Source organism: Massilia glaciei (assembly GCF_003011895.2).
Lineage (GTDB): Bacteria > Pseudomonadota > Gammaproteobacteria > Burkholderiales > Burkholderiaceae_D > Telluria_A > Telluria_A glaciei.
In genome coordinates this window covers 1-24,697 of the sequence record NZ_PXWF02000303.1, presented here as the reverse complement: position 1 = coordinate 24,697, position 24,697 = coordinate 1, and the positions used below count along the sequence as shown (strand labels likewise).

The window sequence follows — 24,697 nt, the reverse complement described above, 5'->3', positions numbered from 1 at the left end:
GCGCCGGCCGCGCGGGGCGCGGGGCGGACGGCTCGGGGATGGCGCGGGAAGGCGGCGGACGCGGCGCTGCGCGCTGCGCCCTCGGCGCCATGGCCGGCGGTATAGAATGGCGGCGCCATCCAACAACGCCAAGGTCCCCGTGCAAGAGCATCCCGCCTTTCCCTTCCTCCGTGAGATCTTGCTGTTCCTGACCCTCGCCGGCATCCTGATCCCGCTGCTGCAGCGCCTGCGCATCAACCAGGTGCTCGGCTTCCTCGCCGTCGGCGCCCTGCTCGGCCCGTTCGGGCTCGGCCTGTTCGCCGCCGAGATGCCGGCGCTGGCCTACCTGACCTTCCCGCGCGCCGAGGGCGTCGACGCGCTCGCCGAGCTCGGCGTGATGTTCCTGATGTTCATGATCGGGCTCGAACTGTCGGCCGCGCGCCTGTGGTCGCTGCGGCGCTGGGTGTTCGGCGCCGGCACCGCGCAGGTGTGCGTGAGCGCGGCCGTCATCGGCGCCATCGTCGCCATGCTCGGCCATCCCCTCGTCACCGCCGTCGTGCTCGGCCTGGTGCTCGCGCTGTCCTCGACGGCCGTGATCATGCAGCTGCTCACCGAGCAACAAAGCACCCACACCCGCCTCGGCCAGGCCGCGTTCTCGGTCCTGATGCTGCAGGATCTGGCGGTGGTGCCGGTGCTGATCCTGATCGGCGCGATGGCCAAGGGCGGCGACGGCAACATGGCCACGCTGGTCGCCCTGGCCATGCTCAAGGCGGGCGCCGCCATCGCCCTGATCTATTTTTTAGGCGGGCGCGTGGTGCGCCCCGTGTTCCGCATGTTCGCGCACCACCGCCAGCCAGACGTGTTCATGGCGCTGATCCTGCTCAGCACGCTCGGCATCGCCGGGCTGTCGGCGCTGGCCGGGCTGTCGATGGCGCTCGGCGCGCTGATCGCCGGCCTGCTGCTCGCCGAGACCGAGTTCAAGCACGAGATCGAACTGATGATCGAGCCGTTCAAGGGCTTGCTCATGGGCCTGTTCTTCATGACGGTGGGCATGGGCATGGACGCGCGCCTGATCGTCGAGTCGCCGCTGTGGCTGGCGGGCGCCGTGCTGGGCCTGTTCGCGGTCAAGGGCCTGGTGGTGGCGGTGCTGTTCCGCGCCGGCGGCCTGAGCTGGGGGCGCGCCCTCGAGGGTGGGCTTCTGCTCGGCCAGGGCGGCGAATTCGCCTTCATCGTGATCGGCTACGCGATCGCCGGCAAGCTGGTGGCGCCGGAATTGGGGCAGATGGTCATGCTCGCGGTCGGCCTTAGCCTGTTCGTGACGCCGATGGCGGCGCGCCTCGGGCGCGCCATCGGCGACAAGCTCGAACACGACGGCGACGCCAAGGGCGCGCTGCGCGACGACCTGCCGCTGGCGGGCGCCGGCGGGCAGATCATCATCGCCGGCTTCGGGCGCGTGGGCCAGCAGCTGGCGCACCTGCTCACCGAGCGCGGGATCGCCTACGTCGCGTTCGAGAACGACGCGCACCTGGTCTCGGAGCTGCACGCGCGCGGCTTTCCGGTCTACTTCGGCAACGCCTCGCGCGCCGAGCTGCTGCGCAAGGTGAACGCCGGCGCGGCGCCGGCGATCGTGCTGACGATGGACCATCCGGCCTCGGCGCTGCAGGCCGTCAGCGGAATCCGGCGCGCGTTCCCCGCGGTGCCGCTGTTCGCCCGCGCGCGCGACGAGAAGCAGGCGCGCCTGCTCAAGCGCGCCGGCGCCACCTTCGTGGTCCCCGAGACGCTCGAGGCGAGCCTGCAGCTGTCGGCCTTCGTGCTGCAGGCGACCGGCCTGTCCGAGGAGGTGGTCGACGACATCATCGACGCCGAGCGCGACCTGTTCCAGGCCGCGCTGGCGCGCCCGCCGGCGCCCGGGAAGGAGGACGAATAAGGACGACTGGGGTGGCGCCCGCCTAAGCGAGCGCCCGTTCGGCCGCGCGGCAGCCCCACCAGGCGGCCTCCTCGAACAGCGAAAAACCCGTCAGGTCGGCGTGCGCGAACAGCACCGCGCCGTCGGCCTCGCGCAGCGCGGCGAGCCCCGCGTTGCCGCGAAAACCCGGCAGCGGCGCGGCCATCGCGTGCCCGCGCAGGGTGATCTCGACGCGTTCGACGCAGGGCGCGAAATTGATGCCGTAGGCCGCCTTCAGGTCGGCCGCGGCCAGCGCCAGCAGTTCGTCGGCGCTGGCGCCGGCGAGCCACTTGCGCGCCTCCCCGGGGCTGCGCCCGGTCAGCGCGACATAGGCGCTGAACACGGTTTTCTCGGGCGGGCGCACGCGGATGTCCTGGTGCGTCGAGACCACGTAGCCGAGGCCCTGCGCGGCCTCAAGCCCCGACCGCGCCCCGTCGTAGACCACGTTGTCCCACGACAGCGGCGCCTCGGGCAGCTCGCTCGGGAAGTCCTTCATGAGGAAATTGGCCACCATCCAGGGCGGGTAGACCGGCATGTGCCTGGCCGGGTCGAAACCGTAGTCGCCGATCGACTCGACCACGCGCGCGGCCACCTGCAGCGGCATCGCGCAGATCGCCTTGCGCGCCCTGACCAGCCAACTGCGCGCGACCCCGCCCTCGAGCGCGAAGCACAACACCTCGACCCCGCCGTCGACCCGCCGCAGCGAGGCCGCGCTGCCCGTCCTGCGCGCCACGCCCGAGCGGCGCGCCATCGCGCCGACCAGTTCGGACAGCCCGCCGGGCCAGGTCAGCAGCGCGCCCTCGGCCGCGTTGGCAGCCCTGGCGCCGGCGCGGCAGCAAAAATAGTGCAGCCCGGCCCAGGCCGAGACGCCGTCGTAGGACATGCCGTAGTCGTCGCGGCAGCCATAGTTCGCGTACCAGTGCACCGAGGGCGCGCGGTAGCCGTTCCGGTCGAGCCACTGCTTGAAGGTGAGCGCGTCGAGGTGGTCCCAGGCCGGGTCGCTCGAGCCGAGCTGCACCGGCAGCGTGAAGAAGCGGCGCCCGTCGGCGCCGCGCAGCGCGCCGATGCGCGCCATCTCGGCGAAAAAGCGCTCCTGCTCGGCCAGTTCGAGCGGCGCCAGCCCCTCGCCCGGCAGCATCCCCTCCTGCCACCGGCCCGCGTGCAGGACGCGCTCGGCCGGGCCGTGCAGCACGCAGCGCTCGTCGTAGGTCGGCGCCTCGGCCTGCGGGTCGCCGCCGATCAGGCCGAGGTCGGCGAGGATCTCGCGCACGTGCGCCGACTCGGGCGTGGCCAGCGGCAGGTAGTGGGCGCCGGTCGGATAGGCCAGGTCGCCGAAGCGCCCGCCGGCGGCGTTGCCGAACGGCTCGGGGCCGTCGATCATGAGCGCGTTTTTGTGCCCGCCGCGCGACAGCTTCCAGGCGGCGCTGACGGCCGCCACGCCCGAGCCGAGGATCACGATGTCGGTCTCGAGCACCTCGGACGGCGGCGGCAGGGGCGCGCCGGCGCGCAGGAAGTGGCCCTCGGCGCGGCCCGGATGGCGCAGCGTCGGCGCGATCTCCTGCCAGCGCAAAAAGGCGGCCGGCCCGGCCACGGCCGAGGCCCCGGCTGCGGCGCTCCAGGCGAGGAAGGCGCGGCGCTCCATCAGCGCACCACCTCTTTCCAGTCGCGTTCGAACTCGCGCACCAGCGACTGCGTGTTGAGCCGGTTCGGCGCCATTTTCAGCGGCGCCATGTCGGGCGGGAAGCTGAACATGGCGCGCGTGGTCTCGGCGTTGAGGAAGCGCATCGGCAGGCGGTAGTTCGCCGGCGGCGCGAACGCGCCCTGCGGCGAGGCCAGGATGAAGCCCCACTCGCCGAACGAGGGCACGTACACGTGGTAGGGGTAGGTGCGCATGCCGACCTCGCGCAGCGTGGCGTCGACCGTCCAGTAGGCGTGCGGCGCGAAGAACGGCGAGGTCGCCTGCACCACGATCAGGCCGTTGGCGGCCACGTGGTTCTTCAGGCCGGCGTAGAACGGCACCGAATACAGCTTGCCCAGCGCGAAGCTGGACGGGTCGGGGAAGTCGACGAAGGCGGCGTCGAACATCTCGGCGCTGCCCTTGAGCCAGACGGCGGCGTCGCCGTTGACCACCTTCACCCGCGGGTCGCGCAGCGCGCCCCGGTTCAGCGCGACGAGCTCGGGGCGGGTCGCGAACGCGTCCGTCATGGCCGGGTCGAGGTCGACCAGCGTGACGTGCTCGATGTGCGGGTAGCGCAGCACCTCGCGCAGCGCCAGCCCGTCGCCGCCGCCGAGCACCAGCACCCGGCGCGCCCACGGCAGCGACTGCAGCGCCGGGTGCACCAGCGCCTCGTGGTAGCGGTATTCGTCGCGCGAGGAGAACTGCAGGTTGCCGTTGATGTGCAGCCGCAGGTCCTGGTGGAAGCGGGTGATCACCAGCCGCTGGTAGGGGGTGTTGGTGGCGTAGACGATGTCGTCGCCGAACAGGCCGTGCTCGCCCCATTGCACCAGCCGGTCCGACAGGCCGAAGCCGAGCACCAGCACGCACATCACGGCGCAGGCGCGCAGCACGCGCGCGGCCATGTTGTCGAGCTCGCGGCGGAAGGCGTGCAGGGTCCACATCGCCACGCCCACGTTGAGCATGCCAAACAAAAAGCCCGAGCGCACCAGCCCGAGCTTGGGCGCGAGCACCAGCGGGAACAGCACCGACACGGCCAGCGCGCCGAGGTAGTCGAAGGTCAGCACCCGGCTCACCAGTTCGCTGAAACCGGTGTCGCGGTCGTTGAGCGCGCGCATCACGAGCGGCACCTCCATCCCGACCATCGCGCCGATCATGAACACCATCACATACAGCACGGTGCGGAACGGCGCCTCGGTCCACGAGAACGTCATGAACAGCACCGCCGCCGAGAGCCCGCCGACCAGGCCGACCGCGAGCTCGATGTCGATGAAGCGCGACAGCACGTCCCCGTCTTCGACGTATTTGGAGAAATGGGCGCCCACCCCCATGGCAAACAGGTAACATCCAATAATGGTGGAGAACTGCAGGATCGAGTCGCCCAGCAGGTAGCTCGAGAGCGCCCCGGCGATCAATTCGTAGGCCAGGCCACACGACGCGACGACAAACACGGAAAGGATCAAAATTCGTTTGGTCATTGCGCTTTATTTGTTTTAAGATTGTTCTTTGTCATTGTGACTATTTTTCAGGAGCATGCGGTGCCCGCCATCCTAAACTATCTGCTGTATCTTTTATCGGGCATTGGGCTGGTCATGGTGTTTTTTTTCGTATACACCACGATCACGTCCTACGACGAAGTGCTGATGATTCGCCAGGGCAACGAAGCGGCCGCGCTCTCGCTCGGCGGCACCCTGATCGGCTTCTCCCTGACCATCGCCTCGGCGATGATGAACACGAAAAATTACACCGAATTCCTGATCTGGGCCGGCATCGCGATGGTGATCCAGGTGCTCGTCTTCGGCATCGTCACGCGCCTGCTCAAGATGTCCAGGGAGCAGATGGAGGCCAACAACCGCGCCTTCGGCGGCCTGCTCGGCGCCATCTCCATCTCGATCGGCCTGATCAACGCCGGCGGCATCTCCTGAGATTGCCGCGCCACCCGCACAGCACCACGAACCAATAAGGAACAACCACCATGTCCATCGGCTCATTCATCAGAAAACAGTTCATCGACGTACTCCAGTGGAACGAGGAGGCCGAGGGCGTGCTCGCGTGGCGCTTCCCGATGCAGGACTTCGAGATCCAGAACGGCGCGGTGCTGGTCGTGCGCGAGTCGCAGGTGGCCGTGTTCGTCAACGAGGGCGTGATCGCCGACGTGTTCGGACCGGGCACCCACAAGCTCAATACCAACACCTTGCCGCTGCTGACCAACCTCAAAAACTGGGACAAGTTCTTCGACTCGCCCTTCAAGTCGGACGTCTACTTCTTCAGCACGCGCGTCCAGACCGGGCGCAAGTGGGGCACCGCGCAGCCGGTCACGATCCGCGACAAGGACTTCGACATGATCCGCGTGCGCGCCTTCGGCATGTATTCGTACCGGATCGCCGACGCGCGCGCCTTCTTCACCGAGATCAGCGGCACGCGCGAGGTCTACACCCGCGACGAGGTCGAGGACCAGCTGCGCGGCATCATGCTCGCCACCATGGCCAGCTCGCTCGGCGGCGGCAACGTGCCGTTCCTCGACATGGCGGCCAACCAGACCCTGATGGCGCAGCAGATCAAGGGCGGCCTGGCCACCGCGTTCGGCCGCTACGGCATCGGGCTCGACGAGTTCAACGTCGCCTCGGTCAGCCTGCCCGAGGAGCTGCAGGCCGCGCTCGACGAGCGCATCGCCGCCGGCATGAAGGGCAGCCTGTCGGCGGCCAAGATGGGCGGCTTCACCCAGTTCCAGGTCGCCAGCGCGATCCCGCTGGCGGCCCAGAACGAGGGCGGCCTGGCCGGCATGGGCGCCGGGCTCGGGGCCGGCGTGGCGATCGGCCAGACCATGGCCAACAGCATGGGCAACGCCTTCGGCCAGCAGCAACAGCCACAGCAACCGCAGCAGCCGCAGCAGCAACCCGCGGCGCCGGCGGCCGAGCCGATCGAGGACCGCCTGCTCAAGCTCAAGGGACTGCTCGACAAGGGCCTGATCTCGGCCGCCGACTACGACAGCACCAAGGCCGAACTGCTCAAGAAACTGATCGGCTAAGCACGGCCGATGCAAACAGTCTCCTGTCCCGGCTGCGGCGCGCCCGTCACGTTCAAATCGCACGCGTCCGTGATGGCCGTGTGCGAGTTCTGCCAGGCCGCCGTGATCAAGGATGCCGCCGCGGTGGGGGACCTGGGCAAGATGTCGTCGGTGCTCGAGGACTATTCGCCGATCCAGATCAACACCGCCGGCGTGTTCGAGGGCCGCCCGTTCACGGTGGTCGGGCGCATCCAGCTGCGCTACGCGCACGGCATGTGGAACGAATGGTTCCTGTTGTTCAACGACGCCGGCAACGGCTGGCTCGGCGACGCCAGCGGCCAGTACATGGTCACCACCGAGAGCGACGTCGATGGCAGCGTGGTGCCGTTCGGGCAAATCGCGCCGGCCCAGCACTACACCTTCAGCGGCCTGCGCTACACCGTGGCCGACCACCGCGTGGCCGACTGCATCGGCGGCCAGGGCGAGCTGCCGTTCCGGGTCGGCCAGGGCTGGCAGTCGCGCACGGTCGACCTGCGCGCCGGCGGCGCCTTCCTCACGCTCGACTACTCCGACGCCGAACTGCCGACCGCCTACCGCGGCAAGGCCGTCAAGCTCGAGCAGCTGCAGTGCCAGCTGCTGCGCGACGACGAACAGATCAAGGCCAGCGCCGGCCGGTACCGCGGCAGGCTAGACGTGCTCGACTGCCCCTCCTGCGGCGGCGCCATCAAGTACCTGCCGGGCCTGGCGACCCAGCTGGTGTGCCCGGCCTGCCAGGCGCGGCTCGACGCCTCCGGCCCGGAGGCGACCGTGCTGGCCGCCGGCGAACGGGTCGAGGGCGAGCGCACCACGCTCGCGCTGGGCGCGGTCGGCAAGATCGGCGGCAGCGACTACACCATCATGGGCGTGATGCGCCGGCTCGACGACGAGGACAGCGCCTGGACCGAATACCTGCTCCACAACCCCGCGGCCGGCTTCAAATGGCTGGTCGAGACCGACGAGGGCTGGTCGTTCGCCGAGGTGCTCGACACCTGGCCCGAATGGAACGCCACCGGCGGCGAGCGCGCCACGCTCGACCAGGCCAGCTACACCAAACTGTACGACTACGAGGCGCGCGTCGAATTCGTGGCGGGCGCCTTCAACTGGCGCGTGGCGGCCGGCGACGCGGTGCAGGTCTACGAGTTCGAGCGCGGCAGCACCAGTCTGGCGGCCGAGCTGTCCGACACCGAACTGACCTGGACGCGCTCGACCAAGGTCGCCTTCGACCAGCTCGCCGCGTGGTTCGGCAACGGCACGCCGGGCGCGCCCGCCCAGCCCGCCAAGCCGGCCTCGGCCGCCAGCACCAGCATCAAGTTTTTCGTCTGGCTGCTGCTGCTCAACGCCATTCCGCTGATGTTCAATTTCGGCCGCACCGCGATCTACCTGCTGCTGGGCGGACTGGCCATCTGGCTGCCGTACGAACTGGGCCGCATCAAAAAGAAGGATGGCGCCAACGATGGGTAAGGGTTATTTCGTCTACGCGCTCGTGGTGGCCCTCGTCACCACCGTGCTGAGCTGGAGCTCGATGGCCGGCTCGACCAAGAAACCGGGCGCCGGCAGCGCCTGGAGCGCGCGTTCGGGCGGCGGCGGCTTCGGCGGCGGCGGCGGCGGCCACAAGTGAGCGTCCCGCACCACCTTCCGGCCGGCAGCCACCTGCTGGCCGACCTGTATGGCGTGAGCGCCGACAAGCTGGTCTGCTGCGAGGCGATCGACCGCCTGCTGCGCGCCGGCGCGGCGGCGGCCGGCGCGCGCATCCTGCACAGCCACTTCCACAGCTTCGGCGAGGCGCAGGGCGTGACCGGCGTGCTGCTGCTGGCCGAGTCGCACATCTCGATCCACACCTGGCCCGAATTCGGTTTCGCCGCGGCCGACATCTTCATGTGCGGCGCGGCCGAACCGCAGCGCGCGCTCGCGCTCATCGAACACGCGCTGCAGCCGCGCTCGCGCATCGTGCAATGCATCGCGCGCGGCGCCGCCGGCACGCTCGCGCACGGCCCCGCCGGCCCCGCCGGCCCAGCCGCCGCGCGGCCGGCGCGCGCCGCGGCCGCCACAGAACCCATAGGAAATTGAAGAGTGCCCAACGAGAATCCCGCTTCGCCCGCGCCCCCAAGCGCCCCCGCCCTGCCGACGGCCCTGGGCCACATCCGCGTGCTCGACCTGAGCCGCGTGCTCGCCGGCCCGTGGTGCGCGCAGAACCTGGCCGACCTCGGCGCCGACGTGATCAAGATCGAACGCCCGCTGGTGGGCGACGACACGCGCGCCTGGGGCCCGCCATACGCGCGCGACGCCGACGGCAACAACACCAGCGAGGCGGCCTACTACCTGTCGGCCAACCGCGGCAAGCGCTCCGTCACGGTCGATATCGCCAGCGCCGGGGGCCAGGCCCTGCTGCGCGAACTGGCCGGCCAGTGCGACGTGGTGCTCGAGAACTTCAAGGTCGGCCATTTGAAACGCTACGGCCTCGACTACGAGACGCTGCGGGCGCTCAAACCCGACCTGGTCTACTGCTCGGTGACCGGCTTCGGCCAGGACGGCCCGTACGCGCACCGCCCCGGCTACGACTTTCTGATCCAGGGCATGGGCGGGCTGATGTCGATCACGGGCGAGCGCGACGACCTGCCCGGCGGCGGCCCGCAAAAGGCGGGCGTGGCGATCACCGACCTGATGACCGGCATGTACGCGACGGTGGCGGTGCTGGCGGCGCTGACCCACCGCGACCGCACCGGCGAGGGCCAGCACATCGACATGGCGCTGCTCGACGTGCAGGTGGCGATGCTGGCCAACATGGGCAGCAACTACCTCAACAGCGGCATGCCGCCCAAGCGCATGGGCAACGCGCACGCCAACATCGTGCCCTACCAGACCTTCGCCTGCGCCGACGGACACATCATCGTGGCCACCGGCAACGACAGCCAGTACCAGAAATTCGTCGAGGTGGGCGCGCGCCCGGACCTCGCGGCCGACCCGCGCTTCGCGACCAATCCGCTGCGCGTGCGGCACCGCGACATTCTGGTGCCCCTGCTGGCCGGGATGGTCGCCACGCGCACCCGCGCCGAGTGGATCGACCAGCTCGAGGCGGCCGGCGTGCCGTGCGGGCCGATCAACGATATCGGTGACGTGTTCGAGAACCCGCAAGTGAAGGCGCGCGGCGTGGCCATCGAGATGGACCACCCGAGCGCGGGCAAGGTCACGCTGGTGCGCAGCCCGATGAAACTGTCGGCCACGCCGACCGCGGCGCACCGCGCCCCGCCCCTGCTCGGCCAACACACCGACGAGGTGCTGCGCGAGGTGCTCGGGCGCAGCGACGCCGAGATCGCGCAGCTGCGCGCCGGCGGCGTGCTGTAGGCGCGCCGCCTTTGCGCTCGCCTTGGCGCGCCGCCAAGGCGAGCGCTGGCACCCGCCCTGGCGCACCCGATGCTGTTACGCCGCCGTTAGTGCAACTGGTGTTTGAGGTCGGACAGTTCGTCGTGCATCCGGATAACCGCCTCTTTCAGCCGCGGCGCCACCTGGGCCGAGGTGCCGCACACGCGCTTGGCCTCGTCGCCGAGCATTTCGAGGTCGTCGACGCACTGGCGGATGCGCGACTGGTCGCCCGACTGCATGACCTCTTTGGCCAGGCTCGTTTGGCGGTCGAGCTTTTGGATGCAGTCTTTGAGCTGGGGCGGCGTGTTGATCTCGGACTGGCTCGTTTGCGCGGCCTGCCCGATGGCTTGCTCGACGCGGCTGAAACGTTGTTGGATCTCATTTGCTTGCAGCATGATCATTCCTCCTTGTCAGGCACGAAAGTGCCAAACCCGTTCGATCCGCAAAACGGGCGTAAGTTGCGCTCGACCGGCAGCCGGTTTGGGCGCCGCGCATGGCCGTTTCGTCGCAAACGGCCTGACTTTGCGCGCGCGCGGCGGCACAATGGGGGCAAGCAACCGAACGCATCGATAGCCAATTCGGCGTCGGCGAACCGGACGTCCGCCCACCCCGCGCCAGCCCAACCTTAGCGAGCCTTGCCATGCGCCCTCCGTTCCCGATCAAACACTTCCTGCTCGACGGCGTCTACACGGTCGTGCTCTGCACCATCTGCGCGCTGTTGATCAGTCTAGTGGTGGGCAAGCAGCATATGTTCTTCCCGAACCTGGTCGTGTCGCTGTGCATTGGCTTGCTGGCGTGGGCGCCGATCGACCTGTTGCGCCTGAGCGTCTGGCGCCAGCCGGTGGCGCTCCGCTGGGGTCCGTTCCTGGCGGTCACCTCGTGCTTCGTCCCGCTCGCCTATTACGGCGGCAGCAAGCTGGCCGGCCGCCTGCTCGGCATCCCTGCCATGCCGTCCTGGTCGATGTTCACCTTCACCCTGGTCGCGTCCGCGTGCTTGACACTGTTCTTCACGAGCCGGGAGCGCATGGTCGCCGCGCGCGCCGCGATCGCCCAGGAAAAAAACCGCGCCGACCAGACCATGCTGCAGGCCACCCGGGCCCAGTTGCAACTGCTGCAGGCGCAGATCGAGCCTCACATGCTGTTCAACACGCTGGCCAACCTGCAAGGCCTGATCGCGCTCGACCCGGAGCGCGCCCAGCGCATGCTCGACCATCTGATCCAGTACCTGCGCGCCACGCTCGGCTCCTCGCGCGCCGGCGCCACCACGCTGGGGCAGGAGTTCGCGCTGATGGAGGCCTACCTCGGCCTGATGTCGGTGCGCATGGGCACGCGCCTTAGCTATGCCTTGACACTGCCCGAGGCGCTGCGCGCCATCGCGCTGCCGCCGATGCTGCTCCAGCCGCTGGTCGAGAACGCGATCACGCACGGCCTCGAACCGAAGATCGACGGCGGCCACATCGCCGTCGATGCCAGCCACGACGGCGTTGTGCTGCGCCTGCGCGTGGCCGACAGCGGGCTCGGCCTGCACGCGGGCCCGGGCAGACCCGGCCACGGCGTCGGCATCTTCAACACCCGCGCCCGCCTGCTGGCCCTGTATGGCGAAGGCGCCGGCCTGAGCCTCGAAGCGGGCGCGGCCGGCGGCGCCGTCGCCTGCCTCACCCTGCCCATCGCCCACACACCAAAGGAGGCCGCATGCGCGCCCTGATCGCCGAAGACGAACCCATCCTGGCCGCCACCCTGGCCGCGGCCCTGCGGCGCCTGTGGCCCGAGCTGGAGGTGGTGGCCACCTGCCTCAACGGGCCCGACGCGGTGGCCCGCGCGCTGGCGCTGCAGCCCGACATTTTATTCCTCGACATCAAGATGCCCGGCATGACGGGGCTGGAGGCGGCCGAGGAACTGGCCGAGCGATGGCCGGACGGGCGGGCGTTCCCGCAGATCGCGTTCGTGACCGCCTACGACGACTACGCGCTGGACGCGTTCGAGCACGCGGCGGCCGACTACGTGCTCAAGCCGGTCAGCGACGAGCGCCTGGGCAAGACCGTCGCGCGGCTGCGGCAACGGCTGGCCGGCCCGGCGCAGGCGGGCGGCGGCGACCTGTCGGCGCTGCTGGACACCATGCGCGCGCTGCTGCCGGCGCCGGCGCCATGCGCCCGCCTGAGCATGATCCGGGCCGCCGTGGGCAACCAGGTGCGCATGATTCCGATCGGGGAGGTGGTGTATTTCGAGGCGCTCGACAAGTATGTCAACGTGGTCACCGAAACGGGACAGGCGCTGATCCGCACGAGCTTGAAGGAGTTGTTGCCGCAACTGGACGACAAGCAATTCTGGCAGGTGCACCGCGGCACCGTGGTCAACGCCGGTTGCATCGCCAGCGCCACGCGCGAGGAGTCCGGCAAGACGGTGCTGACGCTGCACAAGCGCGGCGAACGCCTGCGGGTGAGCCCGCTGTACGCCCACCTGTTCAAGCAGATGTAGCCGGAACGGGTTTGGCGCAGGCGGGTGGCGCGCGGCGCGCCCTCCCCGCCCAGACCAATTACTAGGAGCCTGTCGGACTTAGGGAGTCGAAGCGAAAAAAGTGCTGGACGAGGACAGATTTTGACGATTTCGCAGTGCCAATAGCGAGCTATTGGCCGAGAAAGCGGCGAAATATGGACCGTCCAGCACTTTTTGCAGCCGACGATCCTAAGTCCGACAGCCTCCTAGGCCACCACCACCTGGGTGCCGGCGATCAGGTCGTGCACGCAGCGCTTGTCCGAACGGAAAATGAACAAGATGTTCACGATCGCCAGCAAGCCACCGATGCCTGGAATGGCCGAGATCAAACTCATCGACAAATAGCGTTTGGCCAGCAGGGTGACCAGGTCGGGCTTGTTGCCGTTCATGTCGACGATCTTGATGCCGACGATCTTCTTGCCGATCGTCTGGCCGCTGGTTTTGAGGAAATGGCCATGCACCACGCAAAAAAAGGCGAAACCAAGCAGGCCAAACATCAGGCTGGTCATGAACCCCATCTCGCCCGACGTGAGCATCGCCCAGCCGCCGAAAACGAAAAACATCGGCACCAGGAACACCAGGCCAATAATACCGTCGACCAAGGCGGCGCCGAAACGCGATCCGCGGCCCGCCAACTCCAGTTCGGCTGTCTGGCCCGGCTTGGTCAGGTCGGTCATGGGTGGGGAGTAAGGGTTTTGAGTGTCCATGGTCTGTTTTGAATTATAAAAAGGGCAAGGACAGCACCCTACCATAAATAAATCGGATTAGGAATAGTCGGCGTCGAGCTCCGAGCCGGCGTAGTTCTCGAACTCGGCGAACAGGGTTTTCATGGCGGTGCGGCTGCCGATTTTTTCGATCACGGTGCAATGGGTGCGGTACTGCGCGATGCGCTCGGCCAGCACCGGCTGGTGCTGCTGAGGCACCTTGGCCAGCAGTTGCGCCCAGCCCGCCTCGAAGTCGGGTTTGCTCTTGCGCACGCCCTTGACGAAGCGCTCGAACTCCTTCTGCCCGGTGCGCGCGACGATGCGCCCGCCGCCCTCGATGGCGAAGATGACGGCCACCGCCAGCACGCCCTCGGCGTTGAGGTCGGGGTCGCTGATGGGGCCGTTGTGATGGTGGCGGCGCAACCAGTTGGCCGCGAACACCACCGCCTGCACCTGCTTGCGCTGCACCAGTTGCGCCGCGTAGCGCTCGGGGCCGGACCAGTTCTGGCCCGGGTCGGCGCTGCACAGGTCGGAGAACAATTCCTTGAGGCGGCGCTGCAGGTAGACCGGGTCGTTGTCGTATTCGCCCAACAGCGCGTCCTCGGGCAGTTGCGACAATTCGCGCACCAGGCGGAAGCCTATCTGGAACGCGTGCTCGGCGCCGTGCTCGACCAAAAACTCGAGCGCGGCCTCGTCGCTCTCGTGCCCGAGCACGTGCTCGAGCCCGAGCGAGACCCCGCCCACGGTCAGAAAGTGGGCGCGCGCGATGCCGTCGGCGGTTTTATCGTTGGTGAATTTCTCGGCCACCATGGCCGTGATGCCGGCCAGTTCGTCGGCCAGCATCACCGCCTCGTCCTCGACCCCGCGCGCGGCCAGGCAGCGGATCGCCCGCACCAGGCGCGGCAGGCGCTCGGCGACCAGCGCCGGCAGCTGCGCGGCGGCCGCGCTGGCCGCTGGCGGCGAGTCGGCGGCGCCGGTTGCGGCGGGCGAGTCGGCCGGGTTAACTGCGCTGGTCGCGTCGATGGCGGCGTCCGCAGCGTGCGCCTTCGGCGGCGCCTTGGCCTTGCGCGCCTTTGGCGGCGCCTTGACCGCGGTCACGAGAAGATGTCCGTGCCGATGCTCTTGCGCGAACCGCGCTTGGGCACGCTGCTGCGCGTCGACGGCACCTGCTTGCGCAGGCGGTACAGCAATTCCTTGGTCGAGCGCTGCAGGAACTTCGGCTCCTCGTCCGGGTCGTCGCTGAACTCGGCGTCGGCCAGGTCGCCGCTGTGGCGGAAGTCGGGGAACAGTTCGAACAGGGCGCGGTCCCAGCCGTCCTCGCTGGCCTTGGCCAGTTCGATCGCCAGCGGCACCAGGTCGGAGTCGGACGAGGTCTGGCCCGTGATGTACGGGCCCTTGGCGATGATCTCGGCGGCGACCTCGAGGATTTCTTTCGGGGCCATCGAGAACAGGATCGCGAACACGGTCGCGCCGTGGTCGGTGGCCGAGGCCTCGGCCAGCAGCTCGGCGCGCCGCTCCTGGTCGTCGGCCGAGAACACGATGCCGTGCACGTGCGCGAACAGGGTCTCGGCGACGCGCTCGGGGTCGTCCTCGATGTGGTCGTCCGACCAGGTCGCGGCGAAGAACGCGAGGCTGTCGGCCCAGGCCTTGGGCGGCACCAGCAGCGTCGCCAGCGAGGTCTTGCCGCCGTCAAAGCCCGACAGGTGCAGCGCCGTCACCTGCGGCGCCAGCCCGGCCAAGAGGTCGACCACGGCCAGGTCGCCGTGGGTTTCGACGGCGTCGGAGAAGGCTTGCTCGGCGTGCTGCAGCGAGCCGGCCAGCACCAGTTCGCTGACCTGCCTGGCGAGCGCCGGGAGCATCGCTTTTGTGTCGTTGCCGCTGTCGGTCATGTTTAGTCCCCGTCCTGGTCGAACATGTTGGCGAAGTCGTCGGTGACGTCGCCGTCCTCGTCGTCGTAGTCGCGGCGGCTGCCGTCGCCGTCGCCGTCATCGTCCTTGGCCAGCTGGTCGAGCGACTGGTCGTCGGCCTCCCATTTGCGCGGGTGCTTGAACAGGAAGGCGGTGATGATGGCCTGGCGCGCCAGCTCCGGATGGTTGCGCGTGATCGCCTCGTACATCTCGGCCTGGCCGGCGCAGGCGGCCATGCCGAACACCTTGGCCGGGTCGCCCCCCTCGTACTCGGCGCTCTCGGCGAGCAGGCCCTTGGGATCGCTGAAGGTGATGTGGTCGACCAGCGCGAAGCTCATCATGTTGACGTCCTCGATGCCGCCGCCGCCCGCGTATTCGGACGCCAGCGCCTGCTGCATGAGCTGGTAGTTCTTGCGGTTGGGCGGGTCGCCCAAAATGCCGTCGATCTGGCCGCCGAGCTCGCGCGACTGGTAGGCAAATTCGGGATGTACTCTTTTCATGATCGTGTCCTGGTGTGGTGCGGAGGTTTTTTAGGGCGCCGCTTACGCCGGCAGCGTGACGCCGTTCAGGCTGAACAGGGAGCGCCACAGTTCGTACGCCTCGGCCTCGGCGTCGATGATGATGCGGTGGTTCACGCTCTGGTTGTACTCGTCGCGCCGGGCGCGGTCCGACAGCACCTCGTAGGCCTTGGTGATGCTCTTGAAGCGCACCTCGGCCCCCGGCGCGTCGTTGCGGTCGGGATGATAGCGCATCGCCAGCGCGCGGTAGACCTTCTTGATCTCGTCGTCGGTGGCGTTGGGCGCGACGCCGAGGACGGCGTATAAATTTTCCATAAGGCAAGCTCCCGGCCTGCGCCGCGAAACAATAAACCCGGATTATCCTATATAAAGCGGTTTCCCGTGCCGCTTGCGGCGGCGGCGCGCGCGGGCGCGGCGCCGGGCCGCGATTGCGCACGCGCCGGGCCGGCCGGGGCGCCGCTACGGTAAAATGGGGGCAACCCGATCATTTCAGAAGCATTAATTCATGAGCAACGAAAAAAACAAAGCCGCGCCCGCCGCGCCGAAGGCGCCGTCCCCGACGCCGTCCCCGACGCCGTCCCCGAACTTCCTGCGATCAATCATCGAGACCGACCTGGCGGCCGGCACCCACGCGCGCGCCGGCCTGCCGCCGGTCATCACGCGCTTCCCGCCCGAGCCCAACGGCTACCTGCACGTGGGCCACGCCAAGTCGATCTGCGTCAACTTCGGCCTCGCGCGCGACTTCGGCGGGCGCTGCCACCTGCGCTTCGACGACACCAACCCGGCCAAAGAGGAGCAGGAATACGTCGACACCATCATCGACAGCGTCAAGTGGCTCGGCTTCAGCTGGGAGCAGCCGCTGCCCGACGTCGACGGCGTGCGCGTCCACCTGCACTATGCGAGCGACTACTTCGAGCAGCTCTACCTCATGGCCGAGTATCTCATCACGGCCGGCTTCGCCTATGTCGACAGCCAGAGCGCCGAGCAGATCAAGGCCAACCGCGGCGACTTCGGCAAGCCGGGCACCGATTCGCCGTTCCGCGGCCGCACCCCGGCCGAGTCGCTGGCGCTGTTCCGCGACATGCGTGCCGGCAAGTACAAGGACGGCGAGCACATCTTGCGCGCGAAAATCTCCGGCGACGCGATGGCCTCGCCCAACATGAACATGCGCGACCCGGCCATCTACCGGATCCGCCACGCGCACCACCACCGCACCGGCGACGCCTGGTGCGTCTACCCGATGTACGACTACACGCACCCGATCTCGGACGCGCTCGAGCACATCACCCATTCGCTGTGCACGCTCGAATTCCAGGACCACCGGCCGTTCTACGACTGGCTGCTCGCCACCCTGGCCGCGGGCGGCTTCTTCGCCCAGCCGGTGCCGCGCCAGTACGAATTCTCGCGCCTGAACCTGACCTACGTCGTCACCAGCAAGCGCAAGCTGCGCGAGCTGGTCGATTCAAGCATCGTCAGCGGCTGGGACGATCCGCGCATGCCGACCATCGTCGGCCTGCGCCGGCGCGGCTACACGCCCGAATCGATCCAGCTGTTCTGCGAGCGCATCGGCGTGTCCAAGGCCGACGGCTGGATCGACATGAGCGTGCTCGAGGGCAGCCTGCGCGACGACCTCGACCCGAAGGCGGCGCGCGCGACGGCCGTGCTGCGCCCGCTCAAGCTGGTCATCGACAACTTCCCGGCCGGCCAGAGCGTCGCCTGCAGCTCGCCCGTGCATCCCCACTTCCCCGAGCGCGGCGTGCGCACCTTCCCGATCACCAACACCTTGTGGATCGAGCGCGAGGACTTCATGGAGGTGCCGAGCAAGGGCTACTTCCGGCTCACCCCGCCGAGCGGCGACACCCCGGGCAGCCGCGTGCGCCTGCGCTACGGCTACGTGGTCGAGTGCACCGGCTTCGACAAGGATGCCGACGGCAACGTCACCGCCGTGCACTGCAGCTACTTTGCCGACAGCAAATCGGGCACCGAGGGCAGCGCCAACTACAAGGTCAAGGGCAACATCCACTGGGTCAGCGCCGACACCGCGCTCGAGGCCGAGGTGCGCCTGTACGACCGCCTGTTCACCGACGCCCAGCCCGACGCCGGCGGCAAGGACTTCAAGCTCACGCTCAACCCCGACGCGCTCGAGGTGGTGACCGCCTACCTCGAGCCGGGCATGTCCGAGGCGCAAGCCGACCAGCGCTTCCAGTTCGAACGGCACGGCTACTTCGTGGCCGACCGCGTCGATTCGCGGCCGGGCAAACCGGTGTTCAACCGGATCACGACGCTCAAAGACAGCTTCACCAAGTAAACCGCTTTTCCGACCGATCCCGCTGCCGTGCAGACCGCAGCGGGTTTTTTATTGGCGCGGGGCGTGGCGCTTGCAAGCAATGATTGCAAGTAACAAACCGATTGTGCCTAACAGTCCTGCTAGGTACACTTAGATGTTACCTTCGGTAAGTTATACCCTTGTACCACTGCGCCGCAATGGCTGGGAAACCGCGCCCGGTGCACGATGAAAGCAATGGCAATGCCCCTTTTTAATGATCGGATGAAATCCCTGTCGGTCGTGCGCTCCGGCCTCTGGCTCGGCGTGGCCTTGTCGCTCGCGGTCGGCCTGTTGTTCTATTTCGCCACCTCGAAGTCGATCGAGAGCGATTCGCAAGAGCGCTTCGTCAACCATGCGCGCAACGCGCAGAACACGATCCGCGCGCGCATCAAGTCGTACACCGACGTGTTGCGCGGCGCGGCCAGCCTGTTCTCCACCAGCGATCCGCTGACCGGTCCCCAGTTCCACGCCTACGTCACCGGGCTGTCGATGGAGCGCCACTTCCCCGCCATCGAAACCATCAATTTCGCCCAGTATGTGCGCGAGGCCGACCGTCCCGCGTTCGAGAAGGGCCAGCGCGCCGTGCTCGAGGCCAAGGGCGAGCCGGCCTCGAGCTTCCAGATCTTTCCGGCCGGGCGCCGCGCCGACTACGCCGTCATCGTCTTCGGTGAACCCGAGGCGACCCACTGGAAGCGCACGCTCGGGCTAGACATCCTGGCGGTCGGGCAGGCCACGCCGGTGCTGACGCGCTCGCGCGACAACGGCACCCTGATCACCTCGGGCCGCCCGATCGCGGCGATCTCCAAGCCCATGCGCGCCGGACTGGGCATGCGGCTGCCGATCTACCGCCGCGGCATGCCCACCAACAATGTGCAGGAGCGGCGCGCCGCCTACCTGGGCACGCTCGGCATCGCCTTCAGCGTGCCCAAACTGGTCCAGGGCGTGCTCGACGAAATGCCGGTCGGCGACGTGCGCCTGACGCTGATCGACAACGGCCCCGGCTTCGACAGCAGCATCCCCGACCACGCACTGGGCGGGCGCGTGCTGTTCGACAGCGACCACGCCGAGGGCGCCGCGTCCGCGAACCGGGCCCGGGCCGGCCGCTTCACCACGACCTTGCCGATCGACTTCAGCGGGCGCACATGGCACGCCACCTTCAACACCGGCAAGGACGAGCTGTACACCGGCTTCGACGCCTATTTCCCGTGGCTGGCGATGGTGGCCGGCTTCGTCAGCACGATGCTCCTGTACGCCCTGTTCCACACCCTCTCGAGCTCGCGCCACCGCGCCATCAAGATGGCCAAGGGCATGACGCGCGAATTGCGCGACAGCCAGGCCAAGCTGCAGCTGTCGCACCAGAACCTGCGCCGCCTGGCCGCGCACGCCGAGAACATCAAGGAGGGCGAACGCAAGCGCATCGCGCGCGAAATCCACGACGACCTCGGACAGAACCTGCTGGCGCTGCGCATCGAGGCCGACATGCTCGCCTCGCGCACGCGCAACCACCATCCGCGCCTGCACGCGCGCGCACACTGGACCTTGTTGCAAATCGACGTGACGATCAAGAGCGTGCGCCAGATCATCAACGACCTGCGCCCGAACGTGCTCGACCTGGGCCTGAACGCGGCCGTCGACTGGCAGGTGGCCGACTTCAGGCGCCGCACCGGCATCGCCTGCGAGCTGGTCGAGAACGACCACGACATCCGTGTCAGCGACCACGTCGCGACCGCGCTGTTCCGGATCCTGCAGGAATCGCTTAGCAATATCTTGCGCCACGCTCAAGCCAGCAAGGTCCGGGTCGAGCTGCGCATGGATGGCGAGCGCATCGCCATGACCGTCAACGACAACGGCGTCGGCCTGCTCGCGAGCAGACGCCACAAGCGCGCCTCCTTCGGGCTGGTCGGCATCGAGGAACGGATCAACATCCTCGGCGGCACCTTCGCCATCATCAGCGGCGCCGGCGACGGCACCACCATCGCCGTCTCGCTGCCGGTCGGCGACGACATCGGCGCCAACCCGGCCGGCAGTTTCGATCAACCCGCGCACGAGCAGGTCGACGCGTTTTAATGACCGGACCTCGGCCTGTTGTACGCGCGTCTCATCGCGCGTCACTTCCCACGCCGCCATTGCTGGCGGGCTGTAAGAGAAATCGCCCCTTCTAGGATTCGACTGAACAATGATTGATTAAGATCAAGTTAACTAGCCGTATCGTAAGCAAGAATAACTTTATCTTAACCAGGTTCAACGACTCCAACCCGTTTTTATTCGCACCTTTCGCACCGCCCTCCGCGGCATGGGGACATGCGCGCGTGGGGTAGAAAATCGCCGATATTGTAAAAAAATTACAAACCACTTAAGGACAAACACCATGTTTAAATCCAAGGAAATCGAAGCAATCTACGCACTCGACTTTACCCAGATCAAGACCAAATTGATGCATGTGGAATCGGGTGAAGGCTGGTCCGCCGAGCAGGCCGACAAGGCTGAAGCCGAATACCGCCGTTTCCTGCATCTGGCAAAAATGTATCCGGAAGAAGCCATTGCCCCCTCGTTCACCGCGGATATGTTTTGGCACTATCACATCCTCGACACCGTCAAATACGCTGCCGATTGCGCGCACGTCTTCGGCTATTTTTTGCATCACAACCCCTACCTCGGCATCGGTGACGAAGAAAGCGGCAAGGAGCACGAAGAGGTCGCGGCGCGCACTCAGGCGATTTTCGACGCGACCTTTGCCGACATGGGCAAGCCGGGCTTGAACGACAGCGCCGATAGTGCCCACAGTGCCCACAGTACCCACAGTGCCTTTTGCGCGATTCACCAGGGCGCAAAAACGGTGGCAAGCGATGTCGCCTACAGCGCGCTGCGCCCTACCGTGAAAGCGAACACAGACAAAGCGGCGTTTTGTGCGATACACGCGGCCGTGAAAGTCGAGGCGGGAAAGGCCACGTATTGCGCGCTGATTCCAAACCGAAAAATCGAGGCGGGCAAGGCCGCCTACTGCGCGTTGATCCCTAACCAAAATGCCGAAGCGGGCAAGGCCGCCTACTGCGCGCTGATTCCGAATCAAAAAATCGAGGCGGGCAAGGCCGCCTACTGCGCGCTGATTCCGAACCAAAAAGTCGAGGCGGGCAAGGCCGCCTACTGCGCCTTGATTCCGAATCAAAAAGTCGAGGCGGGCAAGGCCGCCTACTGCGCCCTGATTCCGAACCAAAAGGTCGAGGCGGGCAAGGCCGCCTACTGCGCCCTGATTCCGAATCAAAAAGTCGAGGCGGGCAAGGCCGCCTACTGCGCGCTGATTCCGAACCAAAAGGTCGAGGCGGGCAAGGCCGACTTCTGCGCGATTATGCCGAACGAAAAAGTGGCGACAAGCAAGGCCCCCCACCGCGTGCGTGTCGCGACCAAGCCAGCAGTGCACTTGATGGCGGCCGCAATGTAAGTATGCGGCGCATTTACCCCCCGCACAGCGAGGTGTGCGATCCGGGACCGGCAGCCTTGGAGGCGTCCGGTCCCGGGTGCGTTTACCGCCTTGTTTTTTTGCCCCTGCGCGGGACGCGCTCAGAGGCTGAGAGTTTTTCGGGCGTGTCCGAGCAGCCCGCCAGAAAGCGGCAGATCGAGGCGCAAAGCACAGCCATAGCGGGCTATGGCGAGCATTTTCAACGACGAACTGGCGCTTTCTGGCGTGCTGAGCGGGCATGATCGAAAGACTCTCAGCCTCTCAGAGGCTGAGAGTCTTTCGGGCGCGTCCGAGCAGCCCGCCAGAAAGCGGCAGATCGAGGCGCAAAGCACAGCCATAGCGGGCTATGGCGAGCATTTGCAACGACGAACTGGCGCTTTCTGGCGTGCTGAGCGGGCATGATCGAAAGACTCTCAGCCTCTCAGAGGCTGAGAGTCTTTCGGGCGCGTCCGAGCAGCCCGCCAGAAAGCGGCAGATCGAGGCGCAAAGCACAGCCATAGCGGGCTATGGCGAGCATTTGCAACGACGAACTGGCGCTTTCTGGCGTGCTGAGCGGGCATGATCGAAAGACTCTCAGCCTCTCAGTCCCGGGCGCTGCGGCAGGCCGCCTCGCGCACCCCGGCCAGCAGCCAGTCGAAGGCCATCTGCGTTAACAGGTGGCCGAAAGTGGAGGGAATCAGATACAGCCGCACAAGCATTTGTTTGTCGTCCTCGTCCGATACCATGTGCCAGCCGAGCTGGCGCCGGATCTCTTCGGGCGTGGGCGGCGGACGCCGCGCGGCCTCGCGCTCGGCCATATAGGCCCGCACTTGTTCTTTCGTTGGATGAATGATCTGGTGACCCATGGCAGTCTCTGGTGCTGGTCGACAATCGGTCGATGACGAAGCTCACGATAAGGCCTGACCCGTTGCCGCGTTTGACCCCGATCAAGCGTGCGGAGGTCATCCGGCGGGCCCGTATTACTACGGTCTCGCGGCTGTTCGGCGGGTTTATGGCTTGTTTTTCTGACGCACCCGCTGCTGCTGCTTTTCCTGCGTTTGCTGCTTGTTCTGCTTGCGTTCATACAACGCGACCGCATCCTTCTTGGCCTGCTCGACCGTGCGCATCGCTTCGTTGTCGTCGTGGGCGACGAAAAATTCGGCGTCCTGCGCGTCGACCACGAGCTTGATGGCGCCGGCGTCGTCGATGTCGTAAAGTTCGGTGAGGATGGTCGTCACCTCGTCCAGAAATGCTTCGTAGGTCAAAATGGTCATTCATTCATCCTTGTATAAAAACATCTTGCGCGCAAGCAGCCGCGATGGCGCTATTTTAACAGCGCCATGGCGGCGACCGCCGGCCCCACCAACGGGTGGCGCAGGCGCACGCCAAGTTCGCGCTTGATGCGCGCGTTGTCCAGGCGCCGCGATTCGGACATAAAAGAGAGCAACATCGGCGACACCGCGGCGGCGAGCTCGGCGCGCGGCAGGCGCGGCGGACGCGCCAGGCCGAAGGCGTCGGCCACGGTGTCGAAATACTGCGCCATTTTCATCTCGGTGTCGTCGACCGCGTGGTAGACGCGCCCCGGCAAGCTGCGCAACAGCGCCAGCAAGATGATCGCGGCGAGGTCGTCGGCGTGGATGTGGTTGGTGAAGACATCGTCCGCCTCGTCGAGCGCGGCGGTGCCTTCGGCCAGGCGCTTGAGGGGCAGCCGGTCGCGCGCGTAGATGCCGGGCACGCGCAAAATGGCCAGGCGCCCGCGCGCGCGCCGGGCCCAGGCCCGCAGCACCTGTTCGGCGTCGACGCGCCGCTTGGCGCGCGCGTTGCGCGGGGCCGGGGTGCGCGTCTCATCGATCAGGGCGCCGCCGCAGTCGCCGTAGACCCCGCTGGTGCTCACGTAAACGAGACGCGCCCCCTCGGGTAGAATGGCGCTCAGGTTGCGGGTGCGCCGGTCGCGGTTGCCCTGCGCTTGCGGCGGCGCCAGATGGACCACGTTGCCGGCGAGCGTCGCGAGGCGGCGCAGGCTGGCCGGATCGTCGAGGTCGGCCACGATCGGGATGGCGCCGGCGGCACGCAACTCGGCGCGGCGCCCGGGGTCGCTGGTCACGGCGAACACCCGGAATTGCGCGCGCACCAGCGGCAGCAGGCGCATGCCGACGTCGCCGCAACCGAGGATCAGCAGGCGCGGCCGGCCGAAAGCGGGCGCCCCGGGCGCGGCCCGGCCGGCGTTTTCAGTACAAGATGTGTTTTTCATGTTGCGTCATTTTTGAGGATTGTATGAGTTTCCAGATCACTGTTCAGCCCAGCGGCCACCAATTTGTTTGCGAGGAGGGTGAAACCGTGCTCGCGGGCGCCATGCGCGCCGGCATCGGCTTGCCCTACGGCTGCAAGAACGGCGCGTGCAGCTCATGCAAGGGCAAGATCGTGTCGGGATCGGTCGAGCACAAGGCGCACCAGCAGCGCGCGCTCACCGCCGAAGAACAAGCCCAGGGGTTCTCGCTGTTCTGCTGCGCCCTGCCCCAGGGCGACCTGGTGATCGAGGCGCGCGAGGTGGGCGGCAGCTCCGACTATCCGGTGCGCAAGATGCCGTCGCGCGTGTCAAGCATCGAAAAACTCGCGCCCGACGTCGCCGTCATCTCCTTGCAACTGCCCGCCAACGAGGCGCTCGCCTACCGCCCGGGGCAGTATATCGAATTCCTCCTGCGCGATGGCAAACGGCGCAGCTACAGCATGGCCAACGCGCCCCGGCTCGACGCCCCGCTCACGCTGCACATCCGCTACATGGCCGGCGGCCTGTTCACCGAGCAGGTGTTCAACACCATGAAGGAGCGCGACATCCTGCGCTTCGAAGGACCGCTGGGCACCTTCTTCCTGCGCGAGGAATCGGACAAGCCGATCGTGCTGCTGGCCTCGGGCACCGGTTTCGCGCCCATCAAGGCGCTCGTCGAGCACCTGATCGACCTCAAGTCGACCCGTCCGGTCAGCCTGTACTGGGGCGGGCGGCGCCCGCTCGACCTGTACATGCGCGCGCTGTGCGAGAAGTGGGCGGCCGAGATGGCGCACTTCACGTTCGTGCCCGTGGTCTCGCACGCGTTTCCCGAAGACCACTGGAAAGGGCGCACCGGCTTTGTGCACCTGGCCGTCGTCGATGACTTCCCCGACCTCTCCGGGCACCAGGTGTACGCCTGCGGCGCGCCGGTCATGGTCGATTCGGCCAGGCACGACTTCGTCGAGCGCTGCCATCTTCCGGCCGACGAGTTCTACGCCGACGCCTTCACCACCGAGGCCGACCTGGCGCAGCCCTAGCAGCC

Annotated in this window: 25 protein-coding genes; 14 read left to right on the top strand and 11 right to left on the bottom strand. The window is 67.4% G+C overall.

The features are described from left to right. Positions 1–106: 106 nt before the first annotated feature. Positions 107–1,906: a cation:proton antiporter domain-containing protein gene (locus tag C7C56_RS23485; protein WP_229458953.1), complete on the top strand. Its 1,800-nt coding sequence runs from the start codon at positions 107–109 to the stop codon at positions 1,904–1,906. Positions 1,907–1,928: 22 nt separating this feature from the next. Here C7C56_RS23485 and C7C56_RS23480 read toward each other — a convergent pair whose 3' ends face one another. Then, positions 1,929–3,566, bottom strand: a complete 1,638-nt coding sequence (locus tag C7C56_RS23480) for an NAD(P)-binding protein (RefSeq protein WP_106759779.1) — start codon at positions 3,564–3,566, stop codon at positions 1,929–1,931. Further along, positions 3,566–5,077, bottom strand: a complete 1,512-nt coding sequence (locus C7C56_RS23475) for a polyamine aminopropyltransferase (protein ID WP_106759778.1) — start codon at positions 5,075–5,077, stop codon at positions 3,566–3,568. The genes C7C56_RS23480 and C7C56_RS23475 overlap by 1 nt, the downstream gene beginning before the upstream one ends. A 60-nt stretch (positions 5,078–5,137) precedes the next feature. Here C7C56_RS23475 and C7C56_RS23470 point away from each other — a divergent pair, with 60 nt between their 5' ends. The 6 genes from C7C56_RS23470 to C7C56_RS23450 are packed head-to-tail and all read left to right on the top strand — an operon-like array spanning position 5,138 to position 9,987. Continuing rightward, the gene (locus tag C7C56_RS23470; protein WP_106759777.1) at positions 5,138–5,524 is read left to right on the top strand and encodes a DUF350 domain-containing protein; all 387 of its coding nucleotides are present in this window, start codon (positions 5,138–5,140) and stop codon (positions 5,522–5,524) included. A 50-nt stretch (positions 5,525–5,574) separates the two neighbouring features. Next, entirely contained in the window at positions 5,575–6,627 is a 1,053-nt protein-coding gene (locus tag C7C56_RS23465) for an SPFH domain-containing protein (RefSeq protein ID WP_106759776.1), read from the top strand. Positions 6,628–6,636: 9 nt separating this feature from the next. Beyond that, the gene (locus tag C7C56_RS23460; RefSeq protein WP_106759775.1) at positions 6,637–8,106 is read left to right on the top strand and encodes a DUF4178 domain-containing protein; all 1,470 of its coding nucleotides are present in this window, start codon (positions 6,637–6,639) and stop codon (positions 8,104–8,106) included. Next, positions 8,099–8,263 (top strand): hypothetical protein, encoded by a 165-nt coding sequence (locus C7C56_RS29110; protein ID WP_181373325.1) that lies wholly within the window; start codon positions 8,099–8,101, stop codon positions 8,261–8,263. Before C7C56_RS23460 ends, C7C56_RS29110 begins: the two co-directional genes overlap by 8 nt. Next, the gene (speD, locus tag C7C56_RS23455) at positions 8,260–8,712 is read left to right on the top strand and encodes an adenosylmethionine decarboxylase (RefSeq protein ID WP_106759774.1); all 453 of its coding nucleotides are present in this window, start codon (positions 8,260–8,262) and stop codon (positions 8,710–8,712) included. The genes C7C56_RS29110 and speD overlap by 4 nt, the downstream gene beginning before the upstream one ends. A gap of 3 nt (positions 8,713–8,715) precedes the next feature. Next, positions 8,716–9,987, top strand: a complete 1,272-nt coding sequence (locus C7C56_RS23450; protein ID WP_229458952.1) for a CaiB/BaiF CoA transferase family protein — start codon at positions 8,716–8,718, stop codon at positions 9,985–9,987. A gap of 86 nt (positions 9,988–10,073) precedes the next feature. Here C7C56_RS23450 and C7C56_RS23445 read toward each other — a convergent pair whose 3' ends face one another. Then, on the bottom strand, positions 10,074–10,400 hold the full coding sequence (locus tag C7C56_RS23445) for a hypothetical protein (RefSeq protein WP_106759783.1): 327 nt from the start codon (positions 10,398–10,400) through the stop codon (positions 10,074–10,076). A gap of 245 nt (positions 10,401–10,645) precedes the next feature. On the opposite strand from C7C56_RS23445, the gene C7C56_RS23440 reads away from it, so the two are divergent. Next, a complete protein-coding gene (locus tag C7C56_RS23440; protein WP_106759773.1) occupies positions 10,646–11,710 on the top strand; it encodes a sensor histidine kinase in 1,065 nt (354 codons plus the stop codon). Continuing rightward, complete coding sequence (locus C7C56_RS23435; protein WP_106759772.1) at positions 11,698–12,480, top strand: LytR/AlgR family response regulator transcription factor; 783 nt, start codon at positions 11,698–11,700, stop codon at positions 12,478–12,480. Before C7C56_RS23440 ends, C7C56_RS23435 begins: the two co-directional genes overlap by 13 nt. Before the next feature lie 224 nt (positions 12,481–12,704). Here the strand turns inward: C7C56_RS23435 and C7C56_RS23430 are convergent, their stop codons facing one another. The 5 genes from C7C56_RS23430 to C7C56_RS23410 are packed head-to-tail and all read right to left on the bottom strand — an operon-like array spanning position 12,705 to position 15,942. After that, positions 12,705–13,205, bottom strand: a complete 501-nt coding sequence (locus C7C56_RS23430; protein WP_181373324.1) for an RDD family protein — start codon at positions 13,203–13,205, stop codon at positions 12,705–12,707. 57 nt (positions 13,206–13,262) lie between these two features. Beyond that, a complete protein-coding gene (locus C7C56_RS23425; protein WP_267874730.1) occupies positions 13,263–14,300 on the bottom strand; it encodes a DUF6178 family protein in 1,038 nt (345 codons plus the stop codon). Further along, positions 14,297–15,091 (bottom strand): hypothetical protein, encoded by a 795-nt coding sequence (locus C7C56_RS23420; RefSeq protein ID WP_181373323.1) that lies wholly within the window; start codon positions 15,089–15,091, stop codon positions 14,297–14,299. The genes C7C56_RS23425 and C7C56_RS23420 overlap by 4 nt, the downstream gene beginning before the upstream one ends. 2 nt (positions 15,092–15,093) lie before the next feature. Then, positions 15,094–15,609 (bottom strand): hypothetical protein, encoded by a 516-nt coding sequence (locus C7C56_RS23415; RefSeq protein WP_106759770.1) that lies wholly within the window; start codon positions 15,607–15,609, stop codon positions 15,094–15,096. A gap of 42 nt (positions 15,610–15,651) precedes the next feature. Further along, positions 15,652–15,942, bottom strand: a complete 291-nt coding sequence (locus C7C56_RS23410) for a DnaJ domain-containing protein (RefSeq protein WP_106759769.1) — start codon at positions 15,940–15,942, stop codon at positions 15,652–15,654. A gap of 190 nt (positions 15,943–16,132) precedes the next feature. Here C7C56_RS23410 and C7C56_RS23405 point away from each other — a divergent pair, with 190 nt between their 5' ends. From C7C56_RS23405 to C7C56_RS28400, 4 genes are all read left to right on the top strand, one after another. Beyond that, on the top strand, positions 16,133–17,935 hold the full coding sequence (locus C7C56_RS23405; protein ID WP_106759768.1) for a glutamine--tRNA ligase/YqeY domain fusion protein: 1,803 nt from the start codon (positions 16,133–16,135) through the stop codon (positions 17,933–17,935). A 240-nt stretch (positions 17,936–18,175) separates the two neighbouring features. After that, the gene (locus tag C7C56_RS23400) at positions 18,176–20,020 is read left to right on the top strand and encodes a CHASE domain-containing protein (RefSeq protein WP_106759767.1); all 1,845 of its coding nucleotides are present in this window, start codon (positions 18,176–18,178) and stop codon (positions 20,018–20,020) included. 301 nt (positions 20,021–20,321) lie between these two features. Then, entirely contained in the window at positions 20,322–21,392 is a 1,071-nt protein-coding gene (locus tag C7C56_RS23395) for a glycine-rich domain-containing protein (RefSeq protein ID WP_106759766.1), read from the top strand. Positions 21,393–21,596: 204 nt separating this feature from the next. Then, positions 21,597–21,812, top strand: a complete 216-nt coding sequence (locus tag C7C56_RS28400; RefSeq protein ID WP_146204619.1) for a hypothetical protein — start codon at positions 21,597–21,599, stop codon at positions 21,810–21,812. Between the two features lie 179 nt (positions 21,813–21,991). On the opposite strand, the gene C7C56_RS23390 is transcribed toward C7C56_RS28400, so the two are convergent. From C7C56_RS23390 to C7C56_RS23380, 3 genes are all read right to left on the bottom strand, one after another. Next, positions 21,992–22,255 (bottom strand): hypothetical protein, encoded by a 264-nt coding sequence (locus tag C7C56_RS23390; protein ID WP_106759765.1) that lies wholly within the window; start codon positions 22,253–22,255, stop codon positions 21,992–21,994. Positions 22,256–22,399: 144 nt separating this feature from the next. Beyond that, positions 22,400–22,663: a hypothetical protein gene (locus C7C56_RS23385; RefSeq protein WP_229458951.1), complete on the bottom strand. Its 264-nt coding sequence runs from the start codon at positions 22,661–22,663 to the stop codon at positions 22,400–22,402. Between the two features lie 50 nt (positions 22,664–22,713). Next, entirely contained in the window at positions 22,714–23,640 is a 927-nt protein-coding gene (locus C7C56_RS23380) for a sugar nucleotide-binding protein (RefSeq protein ID WP_106759764.1), read from the bottom strand. Between the two features lie 23 nt (positions 23,641–23,663). On the opposite strand from C7C56_RS23380, the gene C7C56_RS23375 reads away from it, so the two are divergent. Beyond that, positions 23,664–24,692: a CDP-6-deoxy-delta-3,4-glucoseen reductase gene (locus tag C7C56_RS23375; RefSeq protein ID WP_106759763.1), complete on the top strand. Its 1,029-nt coding sequence runs from the start codon at positions 23,664–23,666 to the stop codon at positions 24,690–24,692. Positions 24,693–24,697 lie beyond the last annotated feature (5 nt).

Coding starts and splice junctions, on each gene's coding strand:
- C7C56_RS23485 (WP_229458953.1), top strand. CDS start 107: ATGGCGGCGCCATCCAACAACGCCAAGGTCCCCGTGCAAGAGCATCCC.
- C7C56_RS23480 (WP_106759779.1), bottom strand. CDS start 3,566: ATGGAGCGCCGCGCCTTCCTCGCCTGGAGCGCCGCAGCCGGGGCCTCG.
- C7C56_RS23475 (WP_106759778.1), bottom strand. CDS start 5,077: ATGACCAAACGAATTTTGATCCTTTCCGTGTTTGTCGTCGCGTCGTGT.
- C7C56_RS23465 (WP_106759776.1), top strand. CDS start 5,575: ATGTCCATCGGCTCATTCATCAGAAAACAGTTCATCGACGTACTCCAG.
- C7C56_RS23460 (WP_106759775.1), top strand. CDS start 6,637: ATGCAAACAGTCTCCTGTCCCGGCTGCGGCGCGCCCGTCACGTTCAAA.
- C7C56_RS29110 (WP_181373325.1), top strand. CDS start 8,099: ATGGGTAAGGGTTATTTCGTCTACGCGCTCGTGGTGGCCCTCGTCACC.
- C7C56_RS23445 (WP_106759783.1), bottom strand. CDS start 10,400: ATGCTGCAAGCAAATGAGATCCAACAACGTTTCAGCCGCGTCGAGCAA.
- C7C56_RS23440 (WP_106759773.1), top strand. CDS start 10,646: ATGCGCCCTCCGTTCCCGATCAAACACTTCCTGCTCGACGGCGTCTAC.
- C7C56_RS23435 (WP_106759772.1), top strand. CDS start 11,698: ATGCGCGCCCTGATCGCCGAAGACGAACCCATCCTGGCCGCCACCCTG.
- C7C56_RS23430 (WP_181373324.1), bottom strand. CDS start 13,205: ATGGACACTCAAAACCCTTACTCCCCACCCATGACCGACCTGACCAAG.
- C7C56_RS23420 (WP_181373323.1), bottom strand. CDS start 15,091: ATGACCGACAGCGGCAACGACACAAAAGCGATGCTCCCGGCGCTCGCC.
- C7C56_RS23415 (WP_106759770.1), bottom strand. CDS start 15,609: ATGAAAAGAGTACATCCCGAATTTGCCTACCAGTCGCGCGAGCTCGGC.
- C7C56_RS23410 (WP_106759769.1), bottom strand. CDS start 15,942: ATGGAAAATTTATACGCCGTCCTCGGCGTCGCGCCCAACGCCACCGAC.
- C7C56_RS23405 (WP_106759768.1), top strand. CDS start 16,133: ATGAGCAACGAAAAAAACAAAGCCGCGCCCGCCGCGCCGAAGGCGCCG.
- C7C56_RS23400 (WP_106759767.1), top strand. CDS start 18,176: ATGAAATCCCTGTCGGTCGTGCGCTCCGGCCTCTGGCTCGGCGTGGCC.
- C7C56_RS23395 (WP_106759766.1), top strand. CDS start 20,322: ATGTTTAAATCCAAGGAAATCGAAGCAATCTACGCACTCGACTTTACC.
- C7C56_RS28400 (WP_146204619.1), top strand. CDS start 21,597: ATGGCGAGCATTTTCAACGACGAACTGGCGCTTTCTGGCGTGCTGAGC.
- C7C56_RS23390 (WP_106759765.1), bottom strand. CDS start 22,255: ATGGGTCACCAGATCATTCATCCAACGAAAGAACAAGTGCGGGCCTAT.
- C7C56_RS23385 (WP_229458951.1), bottom strand. CDS start 22,663: ATGACCATTTTGACCTACGAAGCATTTCTGGACGAGGTGACGACCATC.
- C7C56_RS23380 (WP_106759764.1), bottom strand. CDS start 23,640: ATGAAAAACACATCTTGTACTGAAAACGCCGGCCGGGCCGCGCCCGGG.
- C7C56_RS23375 (WP_106759763.1), top strand. CDS start 23,664: ATGAGTTTCCAGATCACTGTTCAGCCCAGCGGCCACCAATTTGTTTGC.